This is a genomic window from Bacillus coreaensis (assembly GCF_050586445.1).
Taxonomy (GTDB): Bacteria; Bacillota; Bacilli; order Bacillales; family Cytobacillaceae; genus Robertmurraya_A; species Robertmurraya_A coreaensis.
In genome coordinates this window covers 192,237-203,783 of sequence record NZ_JBOCCY010000005.1, presented here as the reverse complement: position 1 = coordinate 203,783, position 11,547 = coordinate 192,237, and the positions used below count along the sequence as shown (strand labels likewise).

At 38.4% G+C, this 11,547-nt stretch carries 13 protein-coding genes and 1 other annotated feature; all 13 genes read right to left on the bottom strand.

All coding sequences use genetic code 11. The features are described 5' to 3' along the window. Positions 1–43: 43 nt before the first annotated feature. Positions 44–223 (bottom strand) — a binding site (T-box leader). Between the two features lie 46 nt (positions 224–269). Beyond that, entirely contained in the window at positions 270–1,025 is a 756-nt protein-coding gene (gene recO, locus ACQ5H4_RS10255) for a DNA repair protein RecO (protein WP_430774832.1), read from the bottom strand. 29 nt (positions 1,026–1,054) lie between these two features. Next, on the bottom strand, positions 1,055–1,198 hold the full coding sequence (locus tag ACQ5H4_RS10250; protein ID WP_119709169.1) for a YqzL family protein: 144 nt from the start codon (positions 1,196–1,198) through the stop codon (positions 1,055–1,057). Positions 1,199–1,351: 153 nt separating this feature from the next. Beyond that, the gene (era, locus tag ACQ5H4_RS10245) at positions 1,352–2,269 is read right to left on the bottom strand and encodes a GTPase Era (RefSeq protein ID WP_430774831.1); all 918 of its coding nucleotides are present in this window, start codon (positions 2,267–2,269) and stop codon (positions 1,352–1,354) included. Further along, a complete protein-coding gene (locus tag ACQ5H4_RS10240; protein WP_430774830.1) occupies positions 2,262–2,663 on the bottom strand; it encodes a cytidine deaminase in 402 nt (133 codons plus the stop codon). The genes era and ACQ5H4_RS10240 overlap by 8 nt, the downstream gene beginning before the upstream one ends. A 200-nt stretch (positions 2,664–2,863) precedes the next feature. Further along, complete coding sequence (locus tag ACQ5H4_RS10235) at positions 2,864–3,247, bottom strand: diacylglycerol kinase family protein (protein ID WP_430774829.1); 384 nt, start codon at positions 3,245–3,247, stop codon at positions 2,864–2,866. Next, a complete protein-coding gene (gene ybeY, locus ACQ5H4_RS10230) occupies positions 3,225–3,695 on the bottom strand; it encodes an rRNA maturation RNase YbeY (protein ID WP_430774828.1) in 471 nt (156 codons plus the stop codon). The genes ACQ5H4_RS10235 and ybeY overlap by 23 nt, the downstream gene beginning before the upstream one ends. Further along, positions 3,692–5,872, bottom strand: a complete 2,181-nt coding sequence (locus tag ACQ5H4_RS10225) for an HD family phosphohydrolase (protein WP_430774827.1) — start codon at positions 5,870–5,872, stop codon at positions 3,692–3,694. The genes ybeY and ACQ5H4_RS10225 overlap by 4 nt, the downstream gene beginning before the upstream one ends. 130 nt (positions 5,873–6,002) lie before the next feature. Then, a complete protein-coding gene (locus ACQ5H4_RS10220) occupies positions 6,003–6,968 on the bottom strand; it encodes a PhoH family protein (protein WP_430774826.1) in 966 nt (321 codons plus the stop codon). Then, entirely contained in the window at positions 6,965–8,158 is a 1,194-nt protein-coding gene (gene yqfD / locus ACQ5H4_RS10215; RefSeq protein ID WP_430774825.1) for a sporulation protein YqfD, read from the bottom strand. Before yqfD ends, ACQ5H4_RS10220 begins: the two co-directional genes overlap by 4 nt. Positions 8,159–8,199: 41 nt before the next feature. Continuing rightward, positions 8,200–8,484, bottom strand: a complete 285-nt coding sequence (gene yqfC / locus ACQ5H4_RS10210) for a sporulation protein YqfC (RefSeq protein ID WP_119709176.1) — start codon at positions 8,482–8,484, stop codon at positions 8,200–8,202. 81 nt (positions 8,485–8,565) lie between these two features. Then, entirely contained in the window at positions 8,566–9,063 is a 498-nt protein-coding gene (locus tag ACQ5H4_RS10205; protein ID WP_430774824.1) for a hypothetical protein, read from the bottom strand. A gap of 37 nt (positions 9,064–9,100) precedes the next feature. Then, positions 9,101–10,090, bottom strand: a complete 990-nt coding sequence (floA, locus tag ACQ5H4_RS10200) for a flotillin-like protein FloA (RefSeq protein ID WP_430774823.1) — start codon at positions 10,088–10,090, stop codon at positions 9,101–9,103. Beyond that, positions 10,087–11,388: an NfeD family protein gene (locus ACQ5H4_RS10195; RefSeq protein ID WP_430774948.1), complete on the bottom strand. Its 1,302-nt coding sequence runs from the start codon at positions 11,386–11,388 to the stop codon at positions 10,087–10,089. The genes floA and ACQ5H4_RS10195 overlap by 4 nt, the downstream gene beginning before the upstream one ends. Positions 11,389–11,547: the final 159 nt, after the last annotated feature.

Genomic DNA, 11,547 nt, shown 5'->3' with positions numbered 1-11,547 from the left:
TTTTTGGCAAACAAAAAAACTCCCGTCTCCTATGCCTTTTGAGCATAGGGACGAGAGTTACCCGCGGTTCCACCCTATTTGCTGACTTTTAAAAAAAGTCGGCCACCTTATTCCGACATTGCTCGGGAACGCCCTTCCTTAACACTCTATTCCTAGCTTTCACCGTCCTAGGATCGCTTCTAAGTAGAGAAAGTTAAGTACTCCTTTCCTTCAACGCAAATATTAAATTTAATTTGAATCTTAGCTGAAACAAAGGTCGTTGTCAACTCTTAAAAGTCATTACTTCCTAATTGGTTAATTTGATTTAGAAATTTTTTCGTTTTTAAATGTAAACCAGAATATTCATCATAATAAGCATTAATAATTTTTTTTAACTCATCCTTTGTTTCTTGCTTCACAGATATATTCCCTAACCTACCCATATCAATAAAATAAAATAAACGAAGTAGTTTTACTGTTGATTGTGAGATTTTATAGTGATATGGATCCTTTTCCAAACAGCGATGACAGATAAATCCGCCCTCTCTAATTGAAAATGAAAAATGACCGTCTGTACTTCCACAAACGGTACATTGATTAAGGACGGGATACAACCCTAATGTATTCAACATTTTTACTTCAAAAATATGGACAATAATTTCTGGGTCATAACCTTCGTTAATATAATTTAGCGTTTGATATAGCATCTCAAATAAAAATGGATTTGCTTTTTTTTCGTCAGTACTTTTATCTGTTAGATCAATGACGTAACTTGCATAAGCAGTTAGGAAGATATCCTCCTTGATTGAGCGCATGGAGGAAAGCATTTCACCCTGCTGCAAACTCCCCAGGCCGCTACTTGTTTGCACTAGGAATTGACCGTATGTAAAAAGCTGAGTGATGGCAGCTAAACGGCTGTTTGGCTTTTTGGCGCCGCGAGCCATCACCCCAATTTTCCCCCATTCGCGTGTGAATAGAGTGACTATTTTATTTGTTTCACCATAATGATTTGTTCGAATGACGATGCCTTCGCATTTTTGAAACATCTAGAACACCATCCTAGTACTAGACAAACCTAGAGATATGGAAATTCAACCTCTGCTAGCTCATCATCCTGATTCCCGGGTATGTCTTGATTCTCCTTCTCTAACTCCTTAAAGAGCAGATAAGTGTCAATGTTACCTGTTTGCGAAAAAACTTTCCAGGTAAAATCCATCATCAAAAACCCCCACCTTTCAAATAGTTGACTAGCAATAAATCCAAATCGTTACCATTATCATAGCCTTGTCTACCAAAAATAATGAGTCGAAAATATTGTTAATAAAAAAGGTGCATAAACTAGAAAGATGAATAATAATCTAAAAATGGTAAATCAATATTCGTCCTCACGGAACCCAAAATCTCTAAGTTGGGACATTTTGTTGCGCCAATCCTTCTGAACCTTAACCCATAATTCTAAAAATACTTTTGTTCCCAATAAGTTCTCAATATCCTGTCTTGCACGTTTTCCAACTTCCTTTAACATGCTGCCTTGTTTACCAATAACAATACCTTTTTGTGAATCACGTTCTACGATAATGGTTGCCATGACGTGTACGACATCTTTGTCTTCTAGGCGTTCCATTTTCTCAATAACAACCGCTAATGAATGTGGAATTTCTTCTCTTGTTAAATGCAATGCCTTCTCACGTATTAGCTCTGACACAATAAATCTTTCTGGATGATCTGTTACTTGGTCGGCTGGATAATATTGAGGTCCTTCAGGTATATATTTCTTAATCACATCAAGCAATACCTCTAGGTTATTCCCTTCAAGTGCAGAGATGGGAATGATTTCAGCAAAAGGATACTTTTCTTTATACGACACGATAATTTCCATGAGTTGGTCAGGATGAACAAGGTCAATTTTGTTAATCACGAGGAATACAGGTGTTTTAATTGATTGAAATTTATCTAAAATAAACTCTTCACCACGACCAAAACCTTCTTCTGCATTCACCATAAAAAGAACAATATCGACTTCTTTTAATGTGTTTTGAGCAACCTTCATCATAAAGTCCCCAAGCTTATGCTTTGGCTTATGAATCCCTGGTGTATCAATAAATACTAATTGTGCATCATTGGTTGTTAGTACACCTTGTACTTTGTTTCTTGTAGTTTGTGGTTTATCACTCATAATAGCGATTTTTTGTCCGATTACACGATTGAGGAACGTTGATTTCCCCACATTTGGACGGCCGATGATTGAGATAAACCCTGATTTGTGCTCTTGCTTTTGATTATTACTCATTTAAATCCTCCGGTGAAAATGCTCCTGGTAGTAATTCTGCGACGGTTAATTCTTGTGTATCGCCTTTTAAATTTGTTAAAATGACTTTCATGTCTTTAGGACATAACTCTGAAATAACTTGACGACATGCTCCACATGGAGAGACAGGACCTTCTGTATCTGCCACCACGGCAAGCATCTCAAACTGACGATCTCCCCCAGCATAGGCACTGAAAAATGCAGTTCTCTCCGCACAATTGGTCATGCTAAAAGCAGCATTTTCTACATTACACCCATGATATACTTTTCCATCAGTCGTTAAGAGGGCAGCTCCCACTTGGAATTTCGAATATGGTACATAAGCTTTTCCTCTTGCAATTTTCGCTTCTTTAATTAATGTTTCTTCCTTGCTCAAATTAATACTTCCTTTCAAGGAGACTACATACTCCTATTTTACCCTATTTTGTTCTGTATTTCATCGATTGTAGCAAAATTGTAATAAAGAAGATTGAATTTTCTAAATATTAATCAATTTCTTCAATTGTTTCCCTATTTTACTCTTTCTTGAATGCGATTTCAAATAATAACGGAACCGAAAATAGGTTCGGTTCCCTATTACCATAGCCTTGGTATAAAAATAATCAAACCAATAATGATACTCACAATAGAATATATAAAAACTGCCGCAGCAGCCATATCCTTTGCTTTTTTTGCTAATGGATGATATTCCTCTGTCACTAAATCAACAAGATTTTCTATACTCGAATTAATTAGTTCTAAGGAGACCACTCCACCAATTAATAAGAGGAGAAACAACCACTCAACTATAGAAACTTCTAGAAAAAAGCCAAGTAAGACAACTAAAATTGTAAAGAAAAGATGAATTTTCATATTCCTCTCCTCTTTTACTGCCTTACTAAACCCGGATAGGGCATGCCGGAAAGAGGATAGGACATGTTTCGTTTTATACTTACTTTTATCGTCTGAGCCCGTACTCATCCAATATACTCCGTTGAAGATCAAACATTTCCTTTTCCTCTGCTTCTGTCTCATGATCATACCCTAATAAATGGAGAAATCCATGGACAGCTAAAAATCCTAACTCACGCTCAACAGAATGCCCGTAGTCCGTAGCCTGTTCTCGAGCTCTATCAGTTGAGATTATTATATCTCCTAGTACTCTTGGCATGTTTGCACCGCTTATTTGGATTTCTCCCTCTCCGAGTTCCTCTAAGGCGAAAGAAATTACATCTGTTGGCATATCTTTTCCTCTATATTCACGATTAATTTCCTGAATACGGTTATTATCAACAAATGTAACGGATAACTCACAAGGGTCTGTTATTTGAAGTTTTTTTTGAGCTAAATTTAATAAGTCTTCAATTTGCTCAATCGCTTTTTCTCCCATTTCATTTGTTTCATCTAAAAAATCGATACTTAAGTTCATGCTTGTTTCACCTTCTGTTTCGTAATTTCTGGATATTCAATTCGAGAATGGAAGATTCCCTTTAACGTTTCACATAGTGTATTTGAGATGATTTCCATTTCCTTGAGTGTTAAGTCACATTCATTCAGCTGCCCATCCTGTAATCGATCTGCAATAATACTTTTAACCAAGTTTTCTATTTGCTCAGGATTAGGATGCTGCATAGACCGAACGGCTGCCTCCACACTATCGGCTATTCCGATGATGGCAATTTCCTTGTTTTGAGCTTTTGGTCCAGGATAACGATAATCCTCTTCTCGCACTTCATTGCCATTTTGTTTTGCCTTGTGGTAAAAGAACTTGAGTAAAGTAGTTCCATGATGTTGCTCAGCAATATCAACAATTTCTTTAGGCATTTTGTATTGTTTTAGTAGTTCAGCACCATCTGTAGCATGTGCCACAATAATATTTTTGCTAGTTTGTGGCGGCAAGCGATCATGAGGATTTTCAATATTCATTTGATTTTCAATAAAGAATTGCGGTCTCTTTGTCTTCCCAATATCGTGATAATAGCATCCTACCCTTGCTAATAAGCCGTTTGCACCGATTGCCTCGCAAGCTGACTCGGCAAGATTTGCTACCATAATGGAATGATGGTATGTTCCAGGTGCCTCCGTAAGTATTTTTCTAAGAAGCGGATGATTTGGATTTGATAATTCAATCAATCTCATCGTCGAAAGGATTCCAAATCCGGCCTCGAAAAACGGAAGAAGTCCGATGGTTAGAATCGCGGCAATAATTCCCGATGTAAAGGCACCACCAAAGTAAAACGTATATTCTTTTGCGTTATAGTGTCCGTTGTTAATAAATAACAACGCAAAAATAATGATGATATTTATCAAAGAAACAAACATACCCGCCTGAAGAATTTTCATCCGCTGATTTTGTTTACTTAGGAACATAATGCTCGCTAAACCACTACAAATGATGTAGATACCAATATTTACATTGAGTGAGCTTGTAATATTTTCACTAAACAAAATGGTTCCACAAAGTGCTAAAATAATGGTTGTTAAGATCGCGAGTCTATCGTCCACCAAAATTTTAATTAACATGGCTGCCATGGCAGCAGGAAATAAATAACCTAAATCTGAAAACTCAAATTGTTGAAGGAGACTAATTCCTTTTAACATCACGATTGAAAGAATAAAGATAATGCTAAACAAAAGCAAGTAATTTTGCTTCATTTCTCCACTCACTTTGAGTTCATGGAAGTAATAATACAGAGCAATTACCATTACCATAACAAGAAGTGCTAATCCGATAAAAGGCAGTGTTGATTGCTGATTGTCTGTTAGGCCGACAAGCTCTAACTGACGGAAGACTTCTCTACTAATCAGTTGATTCTCCTCAACAATTATTTGCCCTTGTAATATCTTTACTGGCTCAACACTTTCCTTCGCCTGTTCTCTTAACTCCTGAGTTGCCTCTAAATCAAAAAACTCATTTTGAACAACCGCATATCGTCCTAATTCAATTACAGCTGATTTTAATTGACTGCTCATGGAAGTTAGTTTCAGTTCTTCTTCTACAAGCCTCTTACTATTTTCCACTTCATCTGCTGGAATTCTTCGGTTCATAACCGTATTTATAGCGGTTATTGCCACATCCTTAGCAACGGATAACTCTTCCTTGGAGGATGAGACAAGTGCTAGCAAGACAGAATCGGAAATACTTCTTGTGACTTCCTCTGTTAGCTTGCCCTTCATCTTGTCGACTACTTCCTTGTCTGAAGGAGTACTCCCTGCATTCCCACCTTCTAGTCCCTGAGCAGTTCCTGTTGAAGCGTTTACTTGGTCTTGCAGTTCCTTCTTCACTTCCGAGGCTGCATCGAAGATTGAGGTAATTAAATCGACACGATTCTCATTTGTTTCCTTTTTCATATAATAGACATCTTGAACACTGTCTTCAGCTTCTTCTCTCTTGTTTTCAGTACTCTCTTTATCAGAGATCGTTACTGGAGATCTTACGGTTTGATTCGCAATGGAAAACAAGCGTAAATCCATTTTTTCTGGCTTAACATTGGTAAACATGGAGGCATAAAGGATTAAGCCAAGGACGAGGAATAACAAGACCCGAAATATTCGTAGATCCAGTAGGCCTCTAATTTTCATCAACTGTTGTTGAATCTTTTCCACTATGACTCTCCTCCAATTCTTATCATTAAACAAAATAACTGCCACATATGTAAAATGATAACAGTTTTTTAGAGAAGATGCATCTTTTTCAAAAAACAAGAAAAAACCGTTCGATTTCAGCTCGAACGGTTTACTCATTAGATTGCTTTTCGTACGCTTGAATGATTCGACCTACCAGAGGGTGTCTAACCACATCGCTTTGTTCTAAATGAATAATGGAAATTCCCTTTACTGATGTTAGGATGGACTCTGCCGTTATCAAACCCGATTTTACACCTTTCGGTAGGTCGATTTGTGTTTGATCACCGGTAATGACCATTTTAGAGCCGAAACCAAGTCGTGTTAAGAACATTTTCATCTGTGCCTGTGTTGTGTTTTGTGCTTCATCTAAAATAACAAAGGCATCATCTAAGGTTCTTCCCCTCATATAGGCTAGAGGAGCAATTTCTATCGTTCCTCGTTCGATCATACGCTGTGTATGCTCTGTTCCTAAGATATCATGAAGTGCATCATATAGTGGACGTAAATACGGGTCAACCTTTTCTTTTAAGTCCCCCGGTAAAAATCCGAGACTTTCTCCTGCTTCGACTGCTGGTCTTGTTAAGATAATTCGTTTTACATTTCCATTTTTTAATGCATTCACTGCCATAACCACAGCTAAATATGTTTTTCCCGTACCTGCTGGACCAATACCAAAAACGAGATCATGCTTCTTCATCGCCGTTAAATACTGCTGCTGACCGAGAGTTTTCACTCTTATTGACTTGCCTTTGGCATTTTTCGCAATTTCTTCTTCATATATGTCCTTAAAGTACTCTAATGTACCTTTCTTAGACATTTGAATGGCATACATACAATCTCGTCCGCTAATATTAATGCCTTTTCTAATAACATACAATAAATTACTGATAATGTTTGTAACCATCTCAACATTTTCAGTCGAGCCCGACACACTTACGGTTCCGCCTCTGGTTACAATCGATACACCCAATTCCTGCTCAATCATTTTAATATTTGCATCAGCATTACCTAGTAGAGCGATGGCTTCATTTGGATTTTCGAGATTTACACTAATCGTTTTTAGTTCTTCTGTCATTCCGAGTCTCCTTGAGTAATTGGTTGAGGTTCTGCAATATTTTCAATAACTTGAAAATGAATAATTAAGTTAACTTTACCATTCTTGACCAATTGGCGCAAAACTTTTTCCCCTTTTATTTTAGCATCTTCAGGTAGGAGACTTTTTATATCTTTTCTAGCCATTTCTCTTGCGACAGTATATGCTTGTTTTTCCGTATATACCCTTGTCTCATTTTCACTTTCACGAATCGTGGATTGTTGGTAAGAAATCGGCAAATTCCATTTTAGGAATTTAATGGGCTTCGTATTTTCCTCTGTTACCGATTGTTTGTACTCAACCTTCCCAAACCCCCAAATAGGAATGTTAAATCCACCTATAGTTATTGTATGTTTTCTTACTTCATTTCCCGTGTACACTTGAAAGTTCGTTGACAAAGGAAGTTCAACCTCTGTCCAATACCAAGTTTCACCTAAAACTTCTCCCCTTGCCGGTACGAGCTGCTCCTCTCCTTCTCTACCAATTGTCCCTGATACTAAAATTTTCCCTGGAGAAACGACTTCATTGAGCGAAACCAAGGTTTTTCCTTCTTCAACAAAATAGTCAACAACCGTTGCTTTCTTTTTTGCTACTAAATTTTGAGGGCCGTATTCCTTTTGTTTTTCAGGTTCGTTTTTTTCGACTACCTGTAAATGGTAGGTTGTCCCCTGTAACTCCACTCCTATCCATGTTAATTCATCCATACTGTCAGTAATCGACTTTTGAATCGCATCTGGGGTACCTAATGACCACTGAAATTTACCCTTTTTCACTCCTATTTCATCAAGGGTTTTACGAATCTTATATTCTGTTGCCGGGTCTGCTCCTTTAATTTCGATTCCCCATACCATGTTTGAAAGCAGGGTAATGACAATTAAAAAAAGAAAGGCACCGATAAAGAAACCAATATTTTTAATGGCTCTTTTCATCAGAAAAGGAAGGCCTGTCCGTCGCTGGAACTCAATTTTACAGCCTGAGTTCCTAACAACCTTCCTAATTTTGTGGGCATCCTCCACTTTTATTTCAAAGCTCATGGCGTTTACGCCATGACGCTTTACTCTCCAGATTGAAACTTGCTCTCTTGTTAGCGTGTTAATAAATCTTTCAAGGCCTTTTCCTGTCACCTTTACAGATACAATTCCCGTATAGTAGTAAATCCATTGGTTCTTCATATTCTGCCTCCTTACCTTTCAGACGAAATCAATTAAAGCTCTTATTCTTCAAGATAAATAACGTGTTCAATTTTTCCTTCGAGTAGAATCTCCTCTGGAAGTATCGTCTTAATGACAAATGCCTTGCCCTTTATTAACAACTGCCCTTGCTTTAAAAGCAGTCTTAGTTCTTTCTCTGAGAAAGTGAGTAAGCCACGGTGGTTCTCAATATAGATGTGGATTTGACCAATCATAGTAATGCGGGGTAAATCCATCATGACATCTTGTGGAAGATCCATTGTTTGGGTCATCCAGTTTCTTACACGTTGCCCCCACCTTTTAGCCATAAAAAAAGAACCCCCTTTCATCTCATATTTATGAAATGAATGGGGGTTCTAGCACTACTTTTTCAGCAATTCTGCCATGTTTTAGTAGTGTGAATTCGTTCTTTTTCGATGATAACCCTGTTTTGCTTTAGGTGGACCCAAAATTTCTGACCAAATAACCGCATCCCTTAATGTCTGGCTAGATACACGGAGGTCATGATCTGTTTTAGCAGCCGGTTCCACTCTCGTCTGCTGATTTAATCGACCCGTCGATTGACGGTCCATCTTCTTGACTGGAGTGGACTGTTGTTCTCGATAAGGGTTTTTCACTTCTTGCACTCGATTGGTGCTCAAGCTTTGTGTTACTACAGGTTCTTTCTTTTCCCCTCGAGGACGTTCAAACTTTTGTTGAATTTCCCCAAAATCAAAGTCGATGAAAGGTTTTGGTTTCTCTGTTGTTTGTCCAGGGAGAAAAGGCTTTGGCTGTTTACCCTTTTTTTGACGGTCGTCTTCCCCCGTGCCCTTCATCTGTTTATAGAAGGAGGAAATAATCCCGATCAATACAACTAAGATAAAGGGATTTTCCAATAGAAATTGCAAAGATGGACACCTCCTTGCTTTACGTTAAGTAACCGTATTATTTTTTATCTGTATTTCCGTCTGGTTTACCAATAGAATCTCTCATACTCGTGTCAGCGGCAATGTTTTGGATATTTAAATAATCCATGACACCAATTTTCCCAGAAGTTAACGCCTCTGACATGGCAAGTGGTACCTTTGCTTCTGCTTCTACTACTTTTGCTCTCATTTCTTCAACCCGTGCTTTCATTTCCTGTTCCTGAGCTACCGCCATCGCTCTGCGTTCCTCTGCTTTTGCTTGAGCGATCTTTTTATCTGCTTCCGCTTGTTCTGTTTGTAATTCAGCACCAATATTCTTTCCGATATCAACATCCGCAATATCAATCGACAGAATTTCAAATGCCGTACCCGCGTCTAAGCCTTTTGACAAGACAGTTTGTGAGATCATATCTGGATTTTCTAACACTTTTTTATGATTGTCAGAGGAACCAATTGTGGAAACAATTCCTTCCCCAACACGAGCAACAATCGTTTCTTCACCAGCACCACCGACTAAACGTTCGATATTGGCACGCACGGTAATTCTCGCTTTTGCTTTTACCTCAATTCCATCCATAGCAACCCCAGCGATAAATGGAGTTTCAATCACCTTAGGATTTACGCTCATCTGTACTGCCTCTAATACATCACGACCCGCTAAATCAATCGCAGCCGCTCGTTCGAAAGACAATTCAATATTCGCACGATGTGCAGCAATCAATGCATTAACCACTCTATCTACATTACCACCCGCTAAGTAATGGCTTTCTAGCTGATTAGTTGTAACATCCAAACCAGCTTTATGTGCCTTAATTAATGGATTGATTACTCTACTAGGGATAACTCGACGTAATCTCATTCCAATCAGTGTAAAAATGCTTACTTTAACGCCTGCAGCAAGGGCTGAAATCCAGAGCATAACCGGTACAAATGTAAGCAAAACAGATAATAAAACAATTCCTAATACAACTAAAACAAGTACAAATATCGTTCCAGATCCTAAAATCATTCTTCTTCCTCCTTAGACAATGGTTCATTTATCTCTCTGACAACAATTCTAGCTCCTTCAGATTTCACTATCTTTACTCTCTTATCTTTTCCAATAAAACTACCCTCACTAACGACATCAATGCGCTCATCATCTAAAACAATAGTACCTGCTGGACGTAATGCCGTGAGTGTGATTCCCACTTTCCCTACGATCTCCGGACGATTTTTATTTGAAACGTAACCGGCTTCGCTTTTTGTGGAGTCAGTTAGAATAATCCTTCTAAAGAATTTCATCTTTTTACCAAACACCTTTACCATTAAGATCGATGCTAATACAGAAACACTCAATGCAATAAGTATCGAGATTCCCATATGAACAACATTATCCGTGGCTAGAAACAAACTTGCTAAAATAGCCGCTAGACCAAAAATACCTGCAATTCCGCCAGGTAAAAACAACTCCAACAATATGAGTCCAATTCCTATGACAAATAAGATTAAAGTTTCAAAGCCAGCTAATCCTGCCACTAAATGTCCGTAGAAGAATAGTAGCAACGATGAAAGTCCCATAAATCCTGGGATTCCAAACCCTGGTGAGTATAACTCAAGAATTAATCCAAGACTGCCAATCGATAGCAAAATAGGAACAACAACAGGATGTGTGATGAAACGCGCGATTTTTTCTGCAAAGCTCTCTTCTACAGTTATAAGCTTTGCGCCAGATAAATCAAGTACTGAAAGTAAATCCTCTAAGCTAGTAACAGTCCCTTCTGAATATCCCACTTCCTCCGCCTGATCGGCAGTCAATGTTAACAACTTTCCAGTTGGTGCCCCATACTCAGGTAAGTCTACTTCACGATCAGCCATTGCTTGTGCATAGATGGGATCCCGTCCACTTTGTTCTGCCGCCGCTTTCATGGCACTTAACCAGTAGGATTGCGCTTTTTCATCAGCAGCATTTCCTGCTTGGTCAATGACAGCAGCCGAACCAATCGTTCCACTTGGCACCATATAAATCTCATCCATATTAAGCGAAATATACGCTCCTGCTGATAACGCTTGATTGTCAACAAACGCAATGGTTTTTATACTCGTCGCCGACAGTAATTGGCCTATTTTCCCTGCCGCATCGACAGCGCCTCCTGGTGTATTGATTGTAAAAATAATTGCTTTTGCATTTTCTTCTTCAGCCTCTTTTACAGCTCGCGATAAGAAGGCGTAAAGACCTTTCTCAACGGTTTCTTCCACAGGCACTACATATACAGCTTCGCCTTGTGCTCCTCCTTTAAGCGGAAGGATCGACAATAAGCCAACCATAAAAAAAGAAATGACCATGATCCATCGACAAAGCTTCACCCATTTCCCTCCTTCCTCCCTTGACGCATAGTATGTATACGGATGATCCTACAAAAGGTTTCAAAACTTAGTTAGTTTCTTTATTCAAAGTATATGTAAAAAGACTGCAGTATACCCTGC

Bases quoted from the DNA above. Each gene is read 5' to 3' on its own strand.
- recO (WP_430774832.1), bottom strand. From the start codon at position 1,025: ATGTTTCAAAAATGCGAAGGCATCGTCATTCGAACAAATCATTATGGT.
- ACQ5H4_RS10250 (WP_119709169.1), bottom strand. From the start codon at position 1,198: ATGATGGATTTTACCTGGAAAGTTTTTTCGCAAACAGGTAACATTGAC.
- era (WP_430774831.1), bottom strand. From the start codon at position 2,269: ATGAGTAATAATCAAAAGCAAGAGCACAAATCAGGGTTTATCTCAATC.
- ACQ5H4_RS10235 (WP_430774829.1), bottom strand. From the start codon at position 3,247: ATGAGTACGGGCTCAGACGATAAAAGTAAGTATAAAACGAAACATGTC.
- ybeY (WP_430774828.1), bottom strand. From the start codon at position 3,695: ATGAACTTAAGTATCGATTTTTTAGATGAAACAAATGAAATGGGAGAA.
- ACQ5H4_RS10220 (WP_430774826.1), bottom strand. From the start codon at position 6,968: ATGACAGAAGAACTAAAAACGATTAGTGTAAATCTCGAAAATCCAAAT.
- yqfD (WP_430774825.1), bottom strand. From the start codon at position 8,158: ATGAAGAACCAATGGATTTACTACTATACGGGAATTGTATCTGTAAAG.
- yqfC (WP_119709176.1), bottom strand. From the start codon at position 8,484: ATGGCTAAAAGGTGGGGGCAACGTGTAAGAAACTGGATGACCCAAACA.
- floA (WP_430774823.1), bottom strand. From the start codon at position 10,090: ATGATTTTAGGATCTGGAACGATATTTGTACTTGTTTTAGTTGTATTA.
- ACQ5H4_RS10195 (WP_430774948.1), bottom strand. From the start codon at position 11,388: ATGGTTGGCTTATTGTCGATCCTTCCGCTTAAAGGAGGAGCACAAGGC.